20 protein-coding genes are annotated in these 21,500 nt (G+C 59.3%); 7 read left to right on the forward strand and 13 right to left on the reverse strand.

Annotated features, from left to right (window positions below; all coding sequences use genetic code 11):
• Positions 1–117: 117 nt before the first annotated feature.
• The 3 genes from CLM72_RS23255 (at position 118) to CLM72_RS23265 (ending at position 1,438) form a co-directional block, all read left to right on the forward strand.
• The gene (locus tag CLM72_RS23255; protein WP_003194039.1) at positions 118–372 is read left to right on the forward strand and encodes a type II toxin-antitoxin system Phd/YefM family antitoxin; all 255 of its coding nucleotides are present in this window, start codon (positions 118–120) and stop codon (positions 370–372) included.
• Positions 369–623, forward strand: coding sequence for a Txe/YoeB family addiction module toxin (locus CLM72_RS23260; protein WP_105228383.1), 255 nt, complete (start codon positions 369–371; stop codon positions 621–623). Before CLM72_RS23255 ends, CLM72_RS23260 begins: the two co-directional genes overlap by 4 nt.
• Before the next feature lie 98 nt (positions 624–721).
• Positions 722–1,438 carry a hypothetical protein gene (locus CLM72_RS23265; protein WP_034128720.1) on the forward strand — a complete coding sequence of 239 codons (717 nt, stop codon included), beginning with the start codon at positions 722–724 and terminating at the stop codon, positions 1,436–1,438.
• Between the two features lie 49 nt (positions 1,439–1,487).
• Here CLM72_RS23265 and CLM72_RS23270 read toward each other — a convergent pair whose 3' ends face one another.
• The 3 genes from CLM72_RS23270 to CLM72_RS23280 all read right to left on the reverse strand — a co-directional run bounded on the left by CLM72_RS23270 (position 1,488) and on the right by CLM72_RS23280 (position 4,737).
• On the reverse strand, positions 1,488–2,687 hold the full coding sequence (locus CLM72_RS23270; protein WP_177430943.1) for an MFS transporter: 1,200 nt from the start codon (positions 2,685–2,687) through the stop codon (positions 1,488–1,490).
• A gap of 175 nt (positions 2,688–2,862) precedes the next feature.
• Positions 2,863–3,534, reverse strand: a complete 672-nt coding sequence (locus tag CLM72_RS23275; RefSeq protein ID WP_256595226.1) for a helix-turn-helix transcriptional regulator — start codon at positions 3,532–3,534, stop codon at positions 2,863–2,865.
• A 120-nt stretch (positions 3,535–3,654) separates the two neighbouring features.
• Positions 3,655–4,737 (reverse strand): pyridoxal phosphate-dependent aminotransferase, encoded by a 1,083-nt coding sequence (locus CLM72_RS23280; protein WP_105228387.1) that lies wholly within the window; start codon positions 4,735–4,737, stop codon positions 3,655–3,657.
• A 211-nt stretch (positions 4,738–4,948) separates the two neighbouring features.
• On the opposite strand from CLM72_RS23280, the gene CLM72_RS23285 reads away from it, so the two are divergent.
• Together CLM72_RS23285 and CLM72_RS23290 are read left to right on the forward strand one after the other, a co-directional pair.
• The gene (locus tag CLM72_RS23285) at positions 4,949–5,554 is read left to right on the forward strand and encodes a helix-turn-helix transcriptional regulator (protein WP_080757657.1); all 606 of its coding nucleotides are present in this window, start codon (positions 4,949–4,951) and stop codon (positions 5,552–5,554) included.
• On the forward strand, positions 5,541–6,419 hold the full coding sequence (locus CLM72_RS23290) for a queuosine precursor transporter (protein WP_105228389.1): 879 nt from the start codon (positions 5,541–5,543) through the stop codon (positions 6,417–6,419). Before CLM72_RS23285 ends, CLM72_RS23290 begins: the two co-directional genes overlap by 14 nt.
• Positions 6,420–6,499: 80 nt before the next feature.
• Here CLM72_RS23290 and queC read toward each other — a convergent pair whose 3' ends face one another.
• From queC to hmpA, 8 genes are all read right to left on the reverse strand, one after another.
• A complete protein-coding gene (gene queC / locus CLM72_RS23295; RefSeq protein WP_032895363.1) occupies positions 6,500–7,198 on the reverse strand; it encodes a 7-cyano-7-deazaguanine synthase QueC in 699 nt (232 codons plus the stop codon).
• A gap of 153 nt (positions 7,199–7,351) precedes the next feature.
• Positions 7,352–8,239, reverse strand: coding sequence for a heme o synthase (gene cyoE, locus CLM72_RS23300; RefSeq protein ID WP_003194050.1), 888 nt, complete (start codon positions 8,237–8,239; stop codon positions 7,352–7,354).
• An 11-nt stretch (positions 8,240–8,250) separates the two neighbouring features.
• A complete protein-coding gene (gene cyoD / locus CLM72_RS23305; protein ID WP_003194051.1) occupies positions 8,251–8,586 on the reverse strand; it encodes a cytochrome o ubiquinol oxidase subunit IV in 336 nt (111 codons plus the stop codon).
• Positions 8,586–9,212, reverse strand: a complete 627-nt coding sequence (locus tag CLM72_RS23310) for a cytochrome o ubiquinol oxidase subunit III (protein WP_034133624.1) — start codon at positions 9,210–9,212, stop codon at positions 8,586–8,588. The genes cyoD and CLM72_RS23310 overlap by 1 nt, the downstream gene beginning before the upstream one ends.
• A 3-nt stretch (positions 9,213–9,215) precedes the next feature.
• Positions 9,216–11,234, reverse strand: coding sequence for a cytochrome o ubiquinol oxidase subunit I (gene cyoB / locus CLM72_RS23315; RefSeq protein ID WP_005791254.1), 2,019 nt, complete (start codon positions 11,232–11,234; stop codon positions 9,216–9,218).
• 3 nt (positions 11,235–11,237) lie between these two features.
• A complete protein-coding gene (gene cyoA / locus CLM72_RS23320) occupies positions 11,238–12,179 on the reverse strand; it encodes a ubiquinol oxidase subunit II (RefSeq protein ID WP_073521857.1) in 942 nt (313 codons plus the stop codon).
• 793 nt (positions 12,180–12,972) lie between these two features.
• On the reverse strand, positions 12,973–13,479 hold the full coding sequence (locus CLM72_RS23335) for a disulfide bond formation protein B (RefSeq protein WP_047711744.1): 507 nt from the start codon (positions 13,477–13,479) through the stop codon (positions 12,973–12,975).
• A gap of 222 nt (positions 13,480–13,701) precedes the next feature.
• Positions 13,702–14,883, reverse strand: coding sequence for an NO-inducible flavohemoprotein (hmpA, locus tag CLM72_RS23340; protein ID WP_105228391.1), 1,182 nt, complete (start codon positions 14,881–14,883; stop codon positions 13,702–13,704).
• A gap of 147 nt (positions 14,884–15,030) precedes the next feature.
• Between hmpA and norR the strand changes: the two genes are divergently transcribed.
• Positions 15,031–16,578, forward strand: coding sequence for a nitric oxide reductase transcriptional regulator NorR (gene norR, locus CLM72_RS23345; RefSeq protein WP_105228393.1), 1,548 nt, complete (start codon positions 15,031–15,033; stop codon positions 16,576–16,578).
• Positions 16,579–16,711: 133 nt separating this feature from the next.
• Here the strand turns inward: norR and CLM72_RS23350 are convergent, their stop codons facing one another.
• Complete coding sequence (locus tag CLM72_RS23350; protein WP_105228395.1) at positions 16,712–17,614, reverse strand: DMT family transporter; 903 nt, start codon at positions 17,612–17,614, stop codon at positions 16,712–16,714.
• Positions 17,615–17,750: 136 nt separating this feature from the next.
• On the opposite strand from CLM72_RS23350, the gene CLM72_RS23355 reads away from it, so the two are divergent.
• Positions 17,751–18,626 (forward strand): helix-turn-helix domain-containing protein, encoded by an 876-nt coding sequence (locus CLM72_RS23355; protein ID WP_054896966.1) that lies wholly within the window; start codon positions 17,751–17,753, stop codon positions 18,624–18,626.
• On the opposite strand, the gene CLM72_RS23360 is transcribed toward CLM72_RS23355, so the two are convergent.
• Complete coding sequence (locus CLM72_RS23360) at positions 18,623–21,118, reverse strand: LuxR C-terminal-related transcriptional regulator (RefSeq protein WP_105228397.1); 2,496 nt, start codon at positions 21,116–21,118, stop codon at positions 18,623–18,625. The two genes, CLM72_RS23355 and CLM72_RS23360, sit on opposite strands and share 4 nt — an antisense overlap.
• Positions 21,119–21,500: the final 382 nt, after the last annotated feature.

The following is a 21,500-nucleotide window of genomic DNA, read 5'->3' on the forward strand; positions in this document are numbered from 1 at the left end:
CACTCAGTCGTTGAGCTTGTTCGTGAAGTCCGGGCGAGGTGGATGACCGTTGATAAGATTCCCGTTGTTGATATGTACGTATTTCTGTACGTTAATACCCACCAACAAGGAGTTCCCATGGAAACTATCAACTACACCAACGCCCGAGCCCATCTGTCCGAAACGATGGACCGCGTCAACGATGATCACGTCCCACTTCTACTGACTCGACAAAAAGGCGAGCCCGTGGTGATGATCTCGTTATCAGAGTTCAATGCTCTGGAAGAGACGGCTTACCTGCTGCGCTCGCCTAAAAATGCCGAACGTCTCATTAACTCAGTCAACAGCTTACGAGCAGGCAAAGCCAAGCCAAGGCGGTTGATTGAAGAATGAAAATACTCTTTACCTCTGAAGGCTGGGACGACTACCTCTGGTTTCAACAGAACGACAAAGCCGGGCTCAAGCGCATCAATTTCTTGATCAAGGCCATACAAAGAGACCCGTTCGACGGCGTGGGAAAGCCTGAACCCCTCAAACATAACCTGAGTGGTTTCTGGTCTAGACGAATCACCGCGGAGCATCGTTTGGTTTATGGCATCGAGGATGATGAAGTACAAATATTGATGTGCCGCTATCACTACTGAAGTTATTCTGACGCCCGAGCCACCTTGACCTGATCCCCTCACCCGCTGAAAATGCCCGACGTTTTTTTGTCTCTCCGCATACTACGCAGCGAAATTTAATGTCTGATTCCTACACCGAAAAATCCGCCGAAGAATCCGTAGTCGCCCTGTACGCCAAAGCCGAATACGAAAACGCCATCAATCTTTCACAGCATGTGCCAGCCGCCAAGATCATCAGCGAGATGGTGCTGGACGCGTTTCACACCTCCAAGGAAAGCGACCAGATCCGCGAGCTACGCGTTGCCATCCGCCAGGCCCACGATGCCTTCGACGATGACAAAGCCTATGACCTGATGGGCCAGCTCAAACAATTGAAAGACGCCGAAGCCGCAGACAACGCCGCCCTGGAACACCTGAGCAGCCAGTTCTCGATCAGCCGCATCCTGTCCAGCTTCAAGGACGATCCCGAGTTCCAGGAATTGGTCTATGGCCTGGCCCTCAAGGTACTCAACCAGTCGCACCAGGCTATCAGCAACCCGAGCGCCGGCAAGGGCAAGGCTGCACGCGCCAAGAAAGACACCGAAGTGTTTGTGATCAGCAAGGATGGCATCAGCGTCACCTTGCCGCTGCGCACGCCGCGCTCCAAGCTCAATGTGGACCGCGAAGCGCTGGAGTTCCTGGGTTTCACCTTTGTGGGCGAAGGCAGCGAGGCGGAACTTGCGAGCGAAACCTTCATCGACAACAGCGGCGCCGAGCAACCAGTCACGCGCAAGAGCATCGTGACCGCGCTGCAACAGCAAAGCGCCTTTGACGGCTACGCCATCGCCGCCCAGTAAGTAGCTGACGCAACCAGGCGCGCGTGCAAGGCGCAGCGCCGGTTGCCGTCTACGCCTCTTTGTTCCACAACACCGCCGAGCTTTTCATCATCCCCACGGCGATTGCGAACAGCAACAACACACAGCCCGCCAGCAGCCACGGTGACGGCAAGGTTGGCCGGGCCAGCAACATGAACGCCAACGAGGGCGCGATCATCACGCCGATGTTGACGCCCGCCGAGTAGTAGCCAAGGTTTCGGCCCACGCTGTCGCGGCTGGAAATGCTGCTGACGTAGTGGGTGATCGCCGGGAACACAATCATCTCGCCCAGGCTCCACAACACCGTAGCGAGCATCAACAGCGCGCCGACCTGACCAAAGCCCATCAAGAAGAAACCGCTGCCTGCCAGCAACAGGCCAATGATCAGCGAGCGACTGCTCGACAAGTGCGCCATGCGCAGGTTGATCGGTACTTCAAACACAATCACTAGCAACGCATTGATAAAGAAGATGATGCCCACGTAATAGGCCGGCAGTTGGGTGTAGTTGATGATGTACGCCGACAGAAAAGTCGGCGGCAATGCGTAAGCCACGTGCACCGGCAGCGCCGCCAACAGGATCACCAGCAGTCGCGAACGCTCATGAACCGCCACCTCGGGCAAGCCCTCGCCCTTCCCGGCGACAGGCGCGCCTTGGGTGGTCGGCCGGGGCCGACCGAACCGCAGGCAGGCGGCGAAGGCCAGCAGGGACAGCACGGCATTGATGTAGAACACCGCGTCGGCATTGCGGAGGAAAATCAAGCTGCCCAATAGCGGCCCAATGGCCATACCGATGTTGATCGCCAATCGGTTGCAGGAAAACGCCACTTTGCGTGACTCAAGATTACTGTGAGCCACTGTCTCGGAGAACGCGGCCGGTGTGAAGGCTTCGTAACAGGCCCCCCAGAGAAACGACAACAGGAACAGCGCGAGCAGGTTATCCACCGAGGGAATGACCAGCAGCAACACCGCGTTGAACAACAACGAACCAAGAATGACTCGGTTGGCCGAAAACCGCTTGATCACGGCGCCGATGATCAGGTCGGTACACAGCGCGCCCGCGCCATACACGCCGACCAACAGGCCTGCAGTGCCTGCCGATATCGCGTGTTGATGAATCAGGTACGCCGCGTAAAAAGGAAACGCCAGGGTGCCCGTGCGGAACACCAGCGTGATCATGAACAATGCTTGCAACCGCGCATTAAGGCCGCGCAAGGCGTGAAAAGTACCCATCAGCGCAGCACGCTGGCACAGGTGTGGAGCAAAGCTACAGAGCGGCTCATCCGGATGTCCTTTCGCAATGGCGGCGCCGGTGTGTCCGGCGCCAAACTCCATAGCTGGCCAACCTAATGCAGCACTGTGCGGCGAACAAGCTACCCATTTGGACAGGTAGGCGGTGATTGCGGCCTCAGGCCGGGTGGCGGATATAGCCCAATTGCAGGGCCTTGCCGATTGCTGATTTGCCGTTGCTGACCTGCAATTTGCCGAAGATATTCTTCATATGAAACTTCACCGTATGGGAGGTCATCGACGTCAGGAGTGCCACTTCGTTGTAGGTCTTGCCCAGGCTGACCCAGGACAATACTTCGGTTTCCCTTGGGGTCAGCACCGTCTGTTGTTCGACAGGCGCCGCGTGATCTTCCAGGGCCTCGTCGTACATCGAGACCAACAGCATCTGCAGTTCACTTTGATGGGCCAGCACGGTCTCGCGAAATTGCCGATGTTCGCCGAAGCTGCACAGATTGAGCACCGAGTAGAAGCCCCGATTGCCATGCACAATAAAACTGGCGCCCTCGCCAACGGGTGTGTAGGGGCCCGGCACCGGCACCGCCTCATCGGCCACGGCCAGCAGGTGTTCATCACTCCAGAAAAATGGTTTGATCCGCGTACGGGTCAATGAAACCAGCTCGCCACGCCGGTAGAAATCGTCGGCCGTGTCGGAAGGCTCCATGGCCTCGGGGTAATTGGACACAATCTGCGCTTGGTCCAGCGTCGGCCCACACTGGTAGACCTCGAAGTGTCCCAGGCCACGGCGGCTCAGCTCGGTATCGAGCAAGCGGCGCATATCCTCGGGCAGCATGGGCGATTTTCTATCAGGTTGGCCATTAGGTCGCACGGGTGTCTTCCTTGATCATTCAACCCGGTCGAGCATGCAGCATGCCTGGCTTACCTGTCCAGGCAACGGATGCAAACCCAGGGGCTAGACCTGCGCCGCGAACGCCTCGCGAAAGCGCTCCATCTCCTGCTCATTACCCACCGTCACCCGCACCCACTGCGGCCAGTCCTTCCACACCCGCCCGACCAGTACATTCCGCGCAGCCAACTGCTCAATCACCTGCTCTGCCGGGCGCTTCACCTCGATCATGAAGCAGTTGCTGTGGGAAACGGTGCAGGTAAAGCCCCGGCCCTTGAGCCAGGCGATCGTCTCATCGCGCAACCTGGCATTGAGCGCTCTGCGTTGGCCCACCAGTTGCGCGTCTTCCAGGCTCGCACGGGCGGCCAGCAAGCTGGCGCCGGCCGGGACGTTATCGCCGCCGAACACGGCCAACCGCTCCAATAGCGCCGGGTGACCGATCGCCAGGCCCAGGCGCGCACCGGCGAGGCCGTAGATCTTCGAGAAGGTACGCAGTACCAGCAGGTCATGGTGTTCCTTGACCCAACTTACGCAACTGGGAGCGTCGCAGAAGTCGATATAAGCCTCGTCCACCACCAGCACGCAGCCCTTGGGTTTATTCACCAGAGCGTGGCGGATGGCCTCCGTCGAGGTGAGCGTACCGGTCGGGTTGTTGGGGTTGCACAGGTACAGCATGCCGGCCTGTGGGTCCGCGGCGAGCATGGCGTGCACATCGTGGGCATGCTGGGCGTCGAGGTTAACTTCATGCACCGGCGCCTTGATCGATTCGGCCGCCTGGCGCGGTACTTCGTAGGACGGCGTAGCCATCACCAGGCCGCGGGCCTGGCTGGCGAACGCCAGCACCGCGTAACGCAGGGCGGCCATCGAGCCGGCAAATACCCCGATGTTTTCTTCGGCGATGCCCTGTTGCTCGGCAAACAGCGCGGCCAATGCATACATGTCCGGGTAAGGGTAACGCCCAGAGGCTGCAACCGCGCGCAGCATCGCCTGGCGAGCCGCGTCTGAAGGGCCGTAGGGGCTTTCGTTGTAATTGAGTAGCACCTTGTCAGATTTCGTCGGCGCCGGGCTGGCGAACGCCCAATTGAGCTGCCCCAACACAGGCAGGGCCGCGCCCAGGGCGAGAAGGGATCGACGACTGACACGCACCATGGTGACTACTCCTTGTAGAGGCGCGAGGGATTCGCGCTGGCCGTTCAGAAGAGTATGACGAGAAAGCCGTTGCCTGATTTACCACCGAGGCGTATCCCTGCACTCAGGACTTTATTGTTGTAGCGGGCGCATGCAACACTTTCACTGCCGCGAACCGTCAAGAACGGGTTCTGCCGGCATGGACTGATGACTAAATGGAAGTGGTGAGCACTTGATACACAGACGGGAAAAAACCGAGCACTTGAAGAGCAACATCAAGTACTTGATCAAGAGTCGTGGCGAAACCCAGCTTTCGTTAAGCAGTGCCGCCGGCCTGACCAGGACCACTATCTACAACATCCTGGAAGGCAAGGTCGTTAACGTACAGCAGTCGACGATACGCAAGATCTCTGACTTCTTTGGCGTCTCCTACGAAGAAATCGAGACGATCAGTTTTGAAGCCAAGGAAGTCATCGAGAGCAATGTTTCCCCACTGGGTAACAAGAACCCGGCGGCAGTGCCTGTGCTCAAGGAAAGCCTGCTCATGCAAAGCCTGGGCAAGCGCATCGGTGAGCTGGCCACGCTTCATCCGCTGACCTACTACTTTGGCAGCGCCTGCAACCTGATCGGCGTGCGCCTGGAGCACGGGATTCCCGGCCTTAATGAACCGGGGGACTTGCTGATCGTGCAGAAAGGCTCGTCGAGCGACGATAAAGAAAAACTGGTGTACGACCGCGCCACCAAGAAGCTGTTCATCACACTCGAACCCTGCGGAAACTCAGAGCGTTTGTGTGTCATCGGCGACATCCTTGAGGAGCGCTTCAATGACAACGTCTGAGGGCGCCGTGGAAAACAGCAAATACAAGTTGCTGGGCTTTGAAAACGACAAGCGCCTGGCGGTGATCATGGTGATCGCCACGGGCAAGGTCCTCAAGATCAAGCTGAGTGAAGTGCTCAGCAGTGAAATGATGGACAACTTCAACAAGATGGAAATCAAGAACCTGTACAAGAAGTTCTACTCCCAAGGCGGAACGCTGACCGCCTACGATATAAACGACCGCAATGAAAACTCCTGGATGATCTACATCATCCTGAACTTGCTGCTGTTCACCTTCTATATCTTTACCAGCATTGCCGCGACCAAACCGATTTACCTGGAGTCGTTGGGCATCATCGTCACACCGGGCACGTTCCTGTACCCGCTGACCTTCTTGATCGTGGACTTGCTCAACGAGAATTTTGGCTTGCGCCTGGCCAGGCGAGCCATTCTGTTTGCGTTTGCCAGCAACGCGATGATCATCATCCTGCTGTATGGCTCCACGTTCCTGCCAGGGCTACCGGGCTGGAAGCTGGATGGGCCTTATACCGACGTGATCCTGCAAGTGTCGTCGGTGCTGGTGGCCTCTTCGGTGTCGTTCCTGGTGTCGGAGAATATAAATTCCTACTTGCTGTGCAAGATCAAGGAGCTGACCAACTCCAGGTATCTATACCTGCGGATATTCCTCAGTACGTTCTTTGCGGTGATTATCGACAGCTTCCTGTTCTGCTTTATCGCCTTCTACGGGGCGATGCAGACCAGCGACATCCTCAGCATGATCTATGTACAGATCGCGATCAAAGTCGGCTTTGCGTTCTTCAATATCCTGCCGGCCTATGGGGCACGTTCGTTGTTCAAGCGTTACCTGACCAGCGCCAACGCATGAAACCTATGTTGGGAGGGGGCCTGCCCCTCCCACATTTGAACTTCATACATCAGGTAGAACCTGGCGGGCATTGGATGCAGTTATTTCAGTTGTAACTTGTGCTTGAGGCTCTGCATGACATTTGTCTTGTTCTGCAGATAGTCATTCAAGCCCCGAGCGCGCAGGTTGCACGCGTCACACTCGCCACAGCCGGTACCGATGATGCCGTTGTAGCAAGTCAGCGTCTGCTCGCGCACCAGTTCCAGTTGCCCGTGGTAATCGGCCAGGGCCCAGGTCTCGGCCTTGTTCAGCCACATCAATGGCGTGTCCAGGCGCACGTCGTACTCCATGCCCAGCTTGAGAGCCTGGTTGAGTGCTTTGACAAACTCATCCCGGCAATCGGGGTAGCCTGAGAAGTCGGTTTCGCACACGCCGGTGATGACGGTCTCGGCCTTCACTTGATAGGCGTAGATCGCAGCCAGGGTCAGAAACAGGATGTTGCGCCCCGGCACAAAGGTGCTCGGCAGGCTTTCACCCGAGCTGTTCACGGTCGGCACCGGGATGTTGTCGCGCGTCAGGCTGCTGATCGCCAGCTCATTGAGCAGGGACACATCCATCACTTTGTGCACAGTGGCACCCAACTGCTTGGCCAATTTCTGGGCCACTTCGATTTCTGCCACATGGCGCTGGCCGTAATCAAAGGTAATGCAGTGCACTTCGTCATACAGCGGCAGGGCCTGGATCAGACAGGTGGTCGAATCCTGCCCGCCACTGAAGACCATCACGGCTTTTTTACTCATTGCATTGCTTCCTGCATTTGTAGAATGGGGAGGTAGGAGCGAGCTCGCTCGCGAAAAACGTCAACGATAACGCAGCGTATCCGGTTTAGCGCAGCGCTCAATAAAAAACCCCGCGCGACTTTCGAAGGCGGGGCTTTTTTACTGCAAAACCACTCAGTGGGCGTAGGTCAGCAACAGCTCTTTCGGCACTTGGAAATCCAGGGACATCATCACGCTAAGCGCGGTGATGGTGAAGATCGAGAACACGAACAGCTTGCGCGCCCAGACGGTGTCATCCACCGCCTTGTAGCCGGTCCAGGCCATGTACAACCAGTACATGCCCATGGCGGCGGCGACGGCGAGGTAGCTCATGCCGGCGTAGCCACTGAAGGTCAACATCAAGGTCGCCACGAGGAAGGCCAGGATGTAGAGCAGGATGTGTTTCTTGGCTACCTGAATGCCACGCTTGACCGGCAATACCGGAATCGACGCAGCCAGGTAGTCGTTGAAGCGGAAAATCGCGATGGCGTAGGAATGCGGCATCTGCCACAGGCTGAACATCACCAGCAGCGTCAGCGCGGCCATGTCGAAGCTATTGGTCACAGCTACATAACCAATCACCGGCGGCATTGCCCCCGACAGACTGCCCACCAGCGTGCCGTGAACCGACTTGCGCTTGAGGTACAGGCTGTAGAGGCCGACGTAGATGACAAAACCGATCACGGCAAACAGCGCCGCCAACGGGTTGGCCACCTTGTACAACAGGGCCACACCGGCAACACCCAGGACGGTCGCATAGATCAGTGCCAGCTTCAGGGAGATGAGGCCCTGGACCAGCACGCGATTCTTGGTGCGCTCCATCTTGATGTCGATGTCACGGTCGATGCAGTTGTTGAATACGCAACCGGAAGCAACCACCAGGGACGTACCGATCATTGCAGCCAGGAAGATGGCCAGATCGACATGTCCCTTGGAGGCCAGGAAGAAACCGCCCGCCACAGAAAGCACGTTACCGAAAATGATCCCCGGTTTGGTGATTTGGATAAAGTGCTTAAGCGACATCGGGTCTTACCTCACTTCGCCATCATGTAGGTGTGGATGCTGAACATGATCCACAGCGACAGACCAACCAGCAGAACGATCACCAGGCCTGCGAACACAAACGCGATCACGTTCTCGCGCTGCTCTTTGGAGCGGTCCAGGTGCAGGAAGTACACCAGGTGAACCAGAACCTGAATCACCGCGAACGCCAGGACGATCATCAAGGTGATCGACTTCGGCAAGGTTGGGTACATCACCAGGCCGAACGGGATCAGGGTCAGGATGACCGACAGGATGAAGCCGATGGCGTAAGACTTTACGCTGCCGTGGCTTGAATCGTGGCTGTCATGGGAGTGTGCATTAGCCATTACAGAGTCCCCATCAAGTAAACGACGGTGAATACGCAGATCCAGACCACGTCCAGGAAGTGCCAGAACAGGCTCAGGCAGCTCAGGCGGGTCTTGTTGGTGTTGGTCAGGCCGTGCTTATTGACCTGATAGATCATCACCGCCATCCACAGCAAACCTGCGGTTACGTGCAGACCGTGGGTGCCGACCAGCGTGAAGAACGCCGACAGGAAACCGGAACGGTGCGGGCCGTAGCCTTCGGAGATCAGCAGGTGGAACTCGTTGATCTCCATGCCGATGAAGCCCAGGCCGAACAGGAAGGTCAGGCCCAGCCAGGTCAGCACGCCCTTCTTGTTGCCCTTGTAGAAGGCCAACATGGCGAAGCCGTAGGTGATCGAACTGAACAACAGCAAGGCGGTTTCGCCGAGCACGTATGGCAGTTCGAAGATGTCGTGGCCCGACGGGCCACCCGCTACGTTGTTTACCAGTACCGCGTACACCGCGAAGATCGACGCAAACAAGATGCAGTCGGTCATCAGGTAGAGCCAGAAACCGTAGACGGTTATTGGCCCCGAGTCGTGGTGGTGGTCATCGTGCCCATGGTCATCGACATGGGCGTGTCCAGCATTGGTCACTAAGTTCGACATGGTTTAAGCCTGTTCCAACGAGGTTTCTACACGGTTGGCCGGGATCTTCTTCTCGGCTACCAGGCGAGCGTGCTGCTCGGCTTCGATGCGTTCGATCGTTTCGACCGGCACCATGTAGCCTTGATCATCACGGGCAGCGTGAATGATGAAGTAACCGATAGTGCCCACCAGGCTCGCGATTGCCAGCCACCAGATGTGCCAGATCATCGCGAAACCGAACACGGTCAACAGCGCACCCATCACCACGCCAGTGGCGGTGTTGTTTGGCATGTGGATCGGTTCGTAGTGCTTGGGCTTCTGGTACGCAGTACCGTCTTCCTTGGCTTCGGTGAACGCATCAATGGTGTTCGCAGTAGGGATCACGGCGAAGTTGTAGAACGGTGGTGGCGACGAGGTCGACCATTCCAGGGTGTGGCCGTTCCATGGGTCGCCGGATTCGCACATGTTCTTCTTGCGATCACGCACGCTGACGTACAGCTGGATCAGCTGGCAGGCGATGCCCACAGCGATCATCACCGCACCGAACATGGCAACGTACAGGTACGGTACCCACTCAGGGTTGGTGGTGGCGTTCAGACGACGGGTCATGCCCATGAAGCCCAGTGCATAGAGCGGCATGAACGCGACGAAGAAGCCCGAGATCCAGAACCAGAACGCAGCCTTGCCCCAGCCTTCGTGCAGCTTGAAGCCGAACGCTTTCGGGAAGTAGAAGCTGAAACCAGCGATGTAGCCGAATACCGCACCACCGATGATCACGTTGTGGAAGTGGGCGATCACGAACAGGCTGTTGTGCAGCACGAAGTCAGCACCCGGAATGGCCAGCAGTACGCCGGTCATGCCGCCGATGGCGAAGGTCACCATGAAGCCCAGGGTCCACAGGACCTGGCTGGTCATGCGCAGACGACCGTGGTAGATGGTGAACAGCCAGTTGAATAGCTTCACCCCCGTCGGGATGGAAATCAGCATCGTCGCCAGGCCGAAGAAGGCGTTGACGCTGGCCCCCGAACCCATGGTGAAGAAGTGGTGCAGCCACACCATGAAGCCCAGTACGGAGATCGCGCCAGAGGCGTAGACCATCGAGTGGTGACCGAACAGGCGTTTGCCGGTAAAGGTCGAGATCACTTCGGAGAAGATACCGAACGCTGGCAGGATCAGGATGTACACCTCAGGGTGACCCCATGCCCAGAACAGGTTCACGTACATCATTGGATTGCCACCAAGTTCATTGGTGAAAATGTGGAAATCCAGGTAACGGTCAAGCGACAGCAGCGCCATGGTAGCGGCCAGGATCGGGAACGAAGCCACGATCAGCACGTTTGCCCAGGTGCAGGTCCAGGTGAAGATCGGCATGTCCATCAGTTTCATGCCAGGGGCGCGCATTTTCAGGACGGTGGCCAGGAAGTTGACCCCCGTCAATGTCGTCCCGAGCCCTGATAACTGTAGCGCCCAGATGTAGTAGTCCACACCCACGCCCGGACTGTATTGCAAGCCCGACAATGGCGGATACGCAACCCAACCGGTCTTGGCGAATTCGCCGACGCCCAGGGAAACGTTGATCAGCACCACGCCGGAAACCAGCAGCCAGAAGCTCAGGGAGTTCAGGAACGGGTAGGCAACGTCACGCGCACCGATCTGCAGCGGCAAGGCAAGGTTCATCAAGCCGGTGAAGAAAGGCATCGCCATGAAGATGATCATGATCACACCGTGAGCGGTGAAGATCTGGTCATAGTGTTCAGGTGGCAGGTAGCCAGGCGAACCCTCGGTGGCCATGGCCAACTGGGTACGCATCATGATGGCGTCGGCAAAACCACGCAGCAGCATGACCATGGCAACGATGACGTACATGACGCCGATTTTCTTGTGGTCGACCGAGGTCAACCACTCGGTCCACAGGTAGGACCACTTCTTGAAATAGGTGATACCCGCAACCAGCGCCAAACCACCCAGCGCGATCATGGCGATAGTCACCATTACGATCGGCTCGTGGAATGGGACCGCGTCCCAACTTAATTTACCAAACATCGTTTACTCCTCTGCCCCAGCAGTTGAATGCGCGCCTGTATCAGAACCTTCAACCGCGGCCACTTCTTTCTTCTCGTGCTTGACCGGCTTGCCTGGCTTCATACCTTCGTACTTGTCGACGATTTTCTGAAACAGGTCCGGCTCGTACGCGGAGTACAAGGCGACAGGGTTGTTCTGGCTCGGTTTGGTCAGAGCGTCGTATTCAGCTTGATCAAGCTGTTTAGGTGCGGCCTTGACTGCAGCTACCCAGGCGTCGAAATCTTCCTGGCTTGTCGAGATCGCTTTGAATTTCATGCCGGTGAAGCCAGCGCCGCTGTAGTTGGCGGAGATGCCTTCCATTTCAGCTTTCTGGTTGGCGATCAGGTGCAGGCGGGTCTGCATGCCTGCCATCGCGTAGATCTGGCCACCCAGTGCAGGGATGAAGAACGAGTTCATCACGGCATCGGAGGTGATCCGGAAGTTAAGCGGGGTGTGCTCCGGGAAGCGGATCTCGTTGACAGTGGCGATACCCAGGTCCGGGTAGATGAACAGCCACTTCCAATCCAGCGCGACCACCTGGATGTTCACAGGCTTGACGTCGGACTCCAGCGGACGATACGGGTCCAGCGCGTGGGTCGACTTATAGGTGATGTAACCCAGGGCGATGATGATGAGGATCGGAACCAACCACACCGCGATCTCGATCTTGGTGGAGTGCGACCACTTCGGCGCATAGGTGGCGCTGGTGTTGGACGCGCGGTATTTCCAGGCGAAGGCGAAGGTCATCACGATCACAGGCACCACAACCAGCAGCATCAGCAGGGTAGCGGTGATGATCAGGTTTCGTTCATCCAGACCGACCTGTCCTTTTGGGTCGAGCAAGGTCCACTTGCAGCCTCCCAGCATTAACATCATGCCAAGCAGCGGCAAAAAGCCTAGTAATCGGGGGTACCTGTTTTTACTCATCTCACGACCTCTAAAGCAGCTTGCGCAATGCAGTTGGGTTTTGATCGCCAACACTTCACCCTGCCAAGGGTTGGCATTTCTCTTCGATTGAATAAGAGCCTGCCCGACACGTCATGACTGTACGTTTCACGGACCTGCAGTGAGTTCTTATTCGATTTCGTGGCTAAAGGCCTTGTTACAGACCAATTCCATTTGGTGCGGATAGTTGAAAGGCTGCCGGAACCTGGGGTCGCATTGAGCCTTCCATCTGCTCCTCGACCGCTCCAATGCTCAAATATTGAACAGCACCGGACATTCAGTGCGGGCGATTGTAGTTAGCTAGCGATGTATAAACCATGTCTTATAGAGAAATAATTTTTATCGATTCCAGCAACAATCCTTCACCAAAGTTGCAAAGATTCGCGATCTTATCGCGTTCGATTCTCAACAAAAACCACAAAAATTGCCGTGTTATTGGGCACAGTGCCACTTCCCTTACGGCCTGTAAGGGCATGCCGAGGGTATCCAAGTGCCCATAAAACAAGGCATTCATAGAGGCTTCAGGGATTGGAGCCGCACACGAATCGGGCCGCCGTGGGAAGCACGAACTGACAGCACAATTTGTACGTGGGGTGCAAATTCAAGGATCGTTTTGGCGGGTCAGAAACGTCCTGCGACAACGTTCATGTGACAACATGTCGCACGCTGCGCGCACCTTCCGTTGCCCCTCGTCACGGTGCTTTCACAAATCCCTACAAACAAAAACGCTCCGCCTTCATTCAGAAGCAACGGAGCGTTCGGCAGGCGCGGCGGTTCAGGCTTTGGGATGACGATTGCGATAGATGCACAGGGGCACCAGGATCGCCGTCAGCACGAATGCAACCAGCGCCCATTGGGCCAGGGACAGGCCGAGGACCGGTGGGTAGGGGGTGCTGCAAAAGCCGTCGACCTGGAAGCCCAGGGGAAACACCTTGGCCAGGGGCAGGTCGTCAACGATCGGCTGCAACACATCGATGCCGCAACTGACCTGGGGAAAAAACTGGGTGTACACATGGTGGCCGGCCGCAGCCACGCCACCCAAGGCGCTGAGCACCACCAACCCTTCGAAGAACGTCAGCGCGCCCTTGGTGCGCATGGCCGCGCCGATGAACGCGAAGAGCGCAATCAGCAGCAAGGCGTAGCGTTGCAGAATGCACAGCGGGCACGGTGCTTCGCCCAGTACCACTTGCATGTACAGCGCCCCGCCAATCAGCGCCAGGCAGATGATGCCCAGCAACACCAGAAAGCGCCGCTCCCTGCCTAAACGCATGTCGTCAATCATCCCCGTCTTTCCCTTTCTCTGATTAAGGTTGTGCCTGATGGCAACAAGTTTACACACAGGCAGAGGTTAAAACAGAGAGGGGTTAACGGCGGATTAATCGTGGCAAATGTAGTGATTGTGCGGACGCCATCGCGGGCAAGCCCGGCTCCCACATTGGAATGCGATCCTCTGTGGGAGCCGGGCTTGCCCGCGATGATGCCGATACGGTCAATTGGCCAAATTCTATTCCAGCGCCGCCGCCGGGCCAAAGAACTCATAGCGCGCCTGCTTCTGCGGCACACCCAGCGCCTTGAGATGCCGCTTGACCGCCGCCATGAAGCCCTTGGGGCCCAAGAAGTAGGCATCAATATCACGCTGCTCAGGCAACCAGGCCGCCAGTTGCTCCTGATTGAGCATCCCGACCTTGTCTGCCGCCGGGCTGATGCCGTCATCCTCGGCATAGCAGTAGAAACGCTTGAGCTGCGGATGCTTGGCCGCCAGGCTGTCCACCCAGTCACGGAACGCGTGCACCCCGCCGTTACGGGCGCAATGGATAAAATGCACCGGACGCTCGGTTGCCAGGGCGGCTTCGAGCATCGGCAGCGTGGGCGTAATGCCTACCCCGCCGCTGATCAGCACCAGCGGTTTATCACTGGCGGCCAGGGTGAACTCGCCCGACGGCGGGAACAGGTCAATGGTCGCGCCGACATGCATCTGGTCGTGCAGGTAATTGGAGACCCGCCCGCCCGCTTCGCGCTTGACGCTGATGCGGTACAGCCCGGTGTCGGTGAGGGCCGACAGGGAATAGTTGCGACGCACTTCCTCGCCATCGAGCACCAGTTTCAGGCCGATGTACTGGCCGGGCGCTGCGGCCAGGATCGGGCCGTTGTCCACCGGTGCAAAGTAGAAGGAGATGATCTCGTCGCTCTCTCCCACGCGCTTGACCAACAGGAACGCCCGCGCACCCCGCCAGCCGCCGGGCGCCTGGGCTTTTTCGTCGTAAATGGCCGCTTCGGCGCCGATCAGAATGTCCGCCAACTGGCCGTAGGCCGCGCCCCAGGCGCTCATGACCTCGGGGGTGGCAATCTCGCTGCCCAGCACTTCGGAAATAGCCCGCAGCAGGCAGGCGCCAACAATGGGGTAATGCTCCGGCAGAATCTGCAACGCCACGTGCTTGTTGATGATCTTGGCCACCAGGTCGCCCAGTTGGTCCAACTGGTCGATATGCCGCGCGTACATCAGCACGCCATTGGCCAGGGCGCGAGGCTGGTCACCACTGGCCTGGTGGGCCTGGTTGAACAGTGGGCGGACTTCGGGATACTCGGACAGCATCATGCGATAGAAATGCGTGATCAGCGCTTCGCCGCCGCTTTCCAGCAGGGGCACAGTGGATTTGATGATTGCACGGTCTTGGGCACTAAGCATGGGAGACTCCTTGGTCTTCTTACTGATTGCCTTTAGGCAGTCAGTAATCGTGCCAACTTATAAATCCTTTACTTTCAATCATTTAAATATTATGTAGTCAGTATGACCTCCTACACTTTATAGTCATAAGGACTACAGGGAGTCATTATGACTGCACAACCACTGCTCACCACCTTACTGCCGCTGGTCGCTGACCTGTCCCGGGACTTGCCCGAAGGCGAGCGCTACCGGCGCCTGCTGCAAGCCATGCGCGCCCTGCTGCCCTGCGACGCCGCCGCATTGTTACGCCTGGACGGCGAGTGGTTGGTGCCGCTGGCCGTGGACGGCTTGAGCGCCGATACCTTGGGTCGACGCTTCAAGGTCAGCGAACATCCGCGCTTCGAGATCCTGCTGAGCAGCCCCGGCCCTACCCGCTTCGACAGTGACAGCGAATTGCCCGACCCCTATGACGGCTTGGTCGCCGGTTTGCACGGCCAGTTGGAAGTCCACGACTGCATGGGCTGCCCGCTGTTTATCGACGACCAGCCCTGGGGGCTGCTGACCCTGGACGCCCTCGATACCGAGCGCTTTGAACGGGTCGAGCTGGACGCCCTGCAAGCCTTCGCCAGCCTCGCGGCGGCCACCGTCAACGTGGCTGAACGCATCGAGCGCCTGGCGCTGCGGGCCGAAGACGAGCACCAGCGCGCCGAGATCTATCGCCAGGCCAGTGGCCAGCAGCCCAAGGAAATGATCGGCCAGAGCAAAGCCCACAAGCGCCTGGTCGAGGAAGTCAACCTGGTCGGCGGCAGTGACTTGACCGTGCTGATTACCGGCGAAACCGGGGTCGGCAAAGAGTTGGTGGCCCAGGCGATCCACGCCGCCTCCTCCCGCGCCGACAAACCGCTGATCAGCCTTAACTGCGCCGCCCTGCCCGAGACCTTGGTAGAAAGCGAACTGTTCGGTCACGTGCGCGGCGCCTTTACCGGCGCGTTGAACGAGCGCCGGGGCAAGTTCGAACTGGCCAATGGCGGTACCTTGTTCCTGGATGAAGTGGGCGAGCTGTCATTGACGGTACAGGCCAAGTTGCTGCGCGTGCTGCAAAGCGGCCAGTTGCAGCGCCTCGGATCGGACAAGGAGCACCAGGTTGACGTGCGCCTGATCGCCGCCACCAACCGCGACCTTGCCGAAGAGGTGCGCAATGGCCGCTACCGTGCCGACTTCTACCACCGTTTGAGCGTCTACCCACTGCAAGTGCCAGCGCTGCGCGAGCGCGGGCGTGATGTGCTGCTATTGGCGGGGTTCTTCCTCGAACAGAACCGCTCACGCATGGGCCTGGGCAGCCTGCGCCTGACCGGAGATGCCCAGGCGGCCCTAACGGCCTACAACTGGCCCGGCAATGTGCGCGAGCTGGAGCATTTGATCGGACGCAGCGCGTTGAAAGCCCTGGGCAATTGCCGCGAGCGCCCGAAAATACTCAGCCTGAGCGCCCTGGACCTGGACTTACCCGGCGTGACTGCGGCTGCGGCCGAAGAAGCACCGGCCCCTGCCCTCCCAGTGGTCAGCGGCGACCTGCGCCAGGCCACCGAGCATTACCAGCGCCAACTCATCAGCGCCTGCCTGGAGCGCCATCAGCACAACTGGGCCAGCGCCGCCCGCGAACTGGGCCTGGACCGCGCCAACCTGGGACGCATGGCCAAGCGCCTCGGCCTCAAATAAAAGCAGACACCTCAGCCAAATAAAGCGGTGGGTCAGTTAAAGATACAGTGACCGGCACACCGCCATCGCGGGCAAGCCCACTCCCACAGATTCGTGGCAGGCGCTGATTCTATGGGCAAGCCAGCTTCCACATTCAGGCTTGGCTAGCCTTGAGGTCCGGCACGATGGCCCGAGGCTTACGAAACACCAGCACATTCCCCAGCATCACCAGCACCAGCCCCATCAACGCCGGCGCCGTCCACTGATAACCCTCGGCCACGGCCGACACATTCAGCGCCACCACCGGAAACAGCACCGTGCAATACGCCGCTTTCTCCGGCCCCATGCGGCCCACCAGGGTGAGGTAAGCGGTAAAACCAATCACCGAGCCTGGGATCACCAGGTACCACAGCGCGCCGATATACCGCGCACTCCAGTCCATCTCGAAGGGAATACCACGTACTGCGCAATAGGTCGCCAGCATCGCCGCCCCATAGGCCATGCCCCAGGCATTGGTGGTCAGCGGCTTGAGCCCGGCCTTCTGCTGCAGGCTCGATAGCAAGTTGCCCGCCGAAAAGCACAGGGTGCCCAGCAGGGCCAAGCCCAGGCCCAACAAGGTTTGCGGGCTGGCGGTATGCCCAACCAGCTCCGGCCAGAACAAAAAGCCCAGCCCCAGCAACCCAAGCGCCCCGCCCATCAGCACATTACGCGCCACCTGCTGGCCGAAAAACACCCGGGCATTGAGCGCGTTCCACAAGGTCGCGGTGGAGAACACAACCGCCACCAGCCCGCTGGGAATCCATTGGCTGGCGGTGAGAAAGCACATGAAGTTGACGCAGAACAGGCACAGCCCCTGCGCCAGGCAGATCATGTGCCCGCGCCGGTTCATCACCTGCAACTTGCGGCTGAGCAGCAACAGCACGAACAGCACCAGAGCGGCCAGGCCGAAGCGATAGACAATCGACACAGGAATCGCGACCACGCCCAACTGCCATTTGAGGGCGATCCAAGTGGTGCCCCAGATGAGTACCGTGAGTAGATACAGGATAAGATTCATAGCCGGCTCCGTCGATTGAGCCACAGTGTGGCCTTCAACCCCGTGCAGGCTCTTGCACATTCTTGCGCTTTTGTCGGGCGATGGGCTCACAGCGCCAGCCGTGGAGCGTAGGATGCAGGGTGTCGGAGAACACACCATGCCAGAGCTGCAATCGCTGCACGTCTTCCAAGCCCTCAACCGCTCGCCCCACGCACGCCTGCAAGCCTGCGCCGAGCTCGGTGACGGGTTGGCTGCGGCCGTGTGGAGCAACCACCATGACGCCCAGGATTACCAGGCCCCCAGCCATCACACCTTGTCCTGCTACATCGGCGGTGGCACGGGCACCTTTCGGCGTGATCAGCCGGGCCTCAAGGGCGGCCCCGACAAACTGTGCATCCTGCCGGCCGAGCATCAGTCGGCCTGGGTGATCAATGGCGATATTCGCCTGGCCCACCTGTATTTCAGCCCGGAACAATTTGCCCTCGGCTGCGTCACCCTGCTGGACCGGGAGCCACGGGAGTTGCACTTGCGCGAGGGCACCTTCCTTGAAGACCCCTTCCAGGCCCAGCGCTTTCGCCAGTTGGTCAGCCTCAACTGGCACGAGCCCGGCGAGCGCCTGCTGACCAGCAGCCTGGCCCACGAACTGCTCAGCCATACCTTGCTCAACCAGGTCGGCGCCCGCGAAGGCTTGCGCTTGAAAGGCGGATTGGCCGCGCACCAACGGCGGCGGTTGGTGGAGTACATCGACCAACATATGGAAGACGCCATCAGCCTCGGCCAGTTGGCCGCCATGTGCGCGCTGTCCGAATACCATTTCGCCCGAATGTTCCGCCAAAGCTTCGGCGTGCCGCCCCATCAATACCTGCTGGCACGGCGTCTGGCGCGAGCGAAAAACCTGCTGCGCAGCAGCGTTTTGCCGATCAGTGAGCTGGCCTTGCTGTGCGGTTTTTCCAGCGCCAGCCATTTCAACCAGCGCTTTCGCCACGCCATGGGCGCCACGCCGGGCCAATACCGCCAGGCATTCTGCGCCTAGACCATCAAGCCCAACGTCTTCGCCTTGGCCACCGCCTGGGTGCGTCGCTCTACCCCGAGTTTGCTGTGGATACGCCGCGCATGCGTCTTGACGGTATGCAGGGAGATATACAGGCGATCAGCGATTTCCAGGTTGGAGTTGCCCAGGGCGATCAGTTGCAACACCTCCAGCTCACGCTGGCTCAGCGGGTTCTGCGCCGCCCCGGCAGGCGCGGCCTGGGGCTCCAGGCCCAGCTCACTCAAAAGTTCCGGGGCGCGTAAACGCAACTCGCGGACCGCCTGCTGCACCTGGCAACGCTCTGCCAGCGCCAAGCCAGCTTGCAGCGACCGGCGCGCCAACGCCGGGTCGCCAAGCTGCCAGGTCACTTCACCCAGCACCAGGTGCAATTCGGTTTCAAGGCATAGCATGCCGCGTTGCCGTGAAGTGTCGAGCAAGGCATTGAGCCGTGCGATAGGTTGCTCGGCACAGCCCAGCTTGACCTCGGCCAGCACCAGCAAATATTCCAGGCGCGGGATCAGCTCCAAGGTGGCAGGCGGTGCCTGCTTGGCGCAAGGCCCGCGAAAGTGGCGCAACACCCGGCGCACGGCTTGCACCGTCAATTCGGCGCGGCCTTGCTGCAACCAGAAGTGCCCACTGACCAACAGCAGTACCGCACGGTACACCGTGTCGGGCACATGGCGCTGCTGCATCAGGCGTTCGGCGTCGCGTAATTGAATGAAGGCCTGGGCGTAGTCACCACGATTGGCCGCCAATAGCGCCAGGCCCAGAAAGCCGTACAGAACGCGCTTGTCCTGGCTCTGCAGGCACATGCTCAAGCCGGCCTCGAAACATTCGGCGGCCAGGCCGTCCTGGCCCTGACGCAAGGCCAGATGCCCGCGGCGCAGAACAATACGCCCCACCAACGGCCCGGCGTTGAGCCGTTGCCCGGCCAACATCGCTTGCACCGTTTCCAGCAGGCTTTGCGCCCGGTACGGCGCGCCACGCTGCTCCAGCAATTGGGCGTGGTCCAACTCCAGCAGGGCCTCCAATACCAGCGAACCGTGGACCCGGGCCAGGCACAGCGCTTCACGGTTCAAGCGTTGGGCGGCCTCCAACTCACCGCGCAGCAAGGCTTGCTGGGTCAGACCCGAGAGGCACATCAGGCGCGATGTCCAGGCGCTGTCGGGCAACGCTTGCAGGGCTTCGAGAAAGTGCTCGCGGGAGCGTTCGGCGTCGCCGCTCAAATGCAGCAACCAGCCCCACTGCGCCTGCCAGCGCGCCAGCAGATAACGCTGCGCGGCGGCCGTCGGTTGCGGGGCGAACCGGGCCAGTTGGTCGATGCACAAGGCCGCCTGTTCGAAGCGCCCGGCAAACAACAACGCGGCCGTGAGCAGGCCCACCAGTTGCGCCGACCCCAACATCAATTCATCGCCCTGCTGTTCATGCAGGCGCAACAGCAGCACGGCGTTCTGCTGGCGAAACAAATCCTCGAAACTGAAGTGCTGCAACAGGCTCACCGCCACTTCATATTCCTGCGCCAGCAACGCCTGCTCGAAGGCTGCTTGCCAGTCGAGCTCGGCGCTGAACCATTGGCAGGCGCGGCGATGCCACGAGCGCTTGGCCGGCCAAGGTTCGTCGCGCAGCAGTCGCGCCAACGGTGGGAAAATGTGAAGCCAGTCGCTGGTGTCTTCCCAGGGCTGGATAAACGCACCCAGTGTCTGCAATTCGCGCAAATGCTCAGCGCCGTCACCACCACCGAACAAGTACTCACACAGGTTCAGGTTGAAACGCGGCAGATGGGCCAACACGCGCCAGGCCTCAGCCAATGGCGCCGACAAGGTGTTGAACAGCTCATGCTGCAGGTAATCGAGCAGGGTCTTGTCGGGGTGGCCGTCGCCCAACAAGGCGATACGCACACCGGCGCACCAGCCGGCGCTGAACTGCATCACGCTGTCGACGGTATGCCCCGGGGCGAGCAGTTGCTCGACTTCCTCAGCGCTGAAAAACAACTCGCTGCACTCCAGCAACTCATCGTCGAGCAACAGGCGTGGCCAATTGCACAAAGGGCGCCGTCGCGCGCCCAGCCACCAGGTCAACTGCGGGCTGCCAGCGGCGAGCGAACGGTCCAGCAGCGCATCCAGCTCAGGCGCAGGTGAGCGACAGAAATCATCCAGAAACAACCACGTGGTGTGTGGCCAACGGCCCAAGTCGAGCAATAACGTGGCTTCATCCACAAACGGCAAGCCAAGCTGCTGCGCCAGCCGTGCGCAGAATTCCAAGGGGCTGAGCGCGGCACCGTTGAGTGGCATCCACACCACCTGACACCCATTCGGCGCCTGCAACGCACACTCGGCGAGCAACGCGCTCTTGCCACTGCCGCCCGGTGCGCACAGCAACCTTACCCGCGCCTGCGCCGTCAGCAGAGGCACAGTCAGCCGCGCACGCAACGCATGGTGGGCGGACAGCCGTGGCATAAATCCAGGACGGTCCAGGCAGCGGGTCATGGCGGTCATTGCTGCATCCTGCTGTTTTTATCGTTGCGTCACCCTAGACCTGTGGTTGGCGGTTGTTGAAGAAGTATTCAGCGGGTTGATTGAAGACCATAAAAACCAAGGTATACGCCCTTCAGTGTGGGAGCTGGCTTGCCTGCGATGGCCATAGGTATCTACATAACTCTGTTAGCTCAACGGTAACCACGATGCGAAGCGAGCCGCTCTTGATCTTGATCTGCTTTTGATCTTAGGCGCCCCGTTAAACCACGCTGGCCGGAATTCGACAGGGATTTGGGGGGTAAACCGGCAGGGATGCCGGTTTAGCCGCCCCGCGCCATGGATGGCGCGTGGCGGCGGCCCCCCAAATCACTGGCGGATTACGGGCACACCGAGCCTAAGCGAG

The organism is Pseudomonas sp. MYb193, from assembly GCF_002966775.1.
Taxonomy (GTDB): Bacteria; Pseudomonadota; Gammaproteobacteria; order Pseudomonadales; family Pseudomonadaceae; genus Aquipseudomonas; species Aquipseudomonas paracarnis.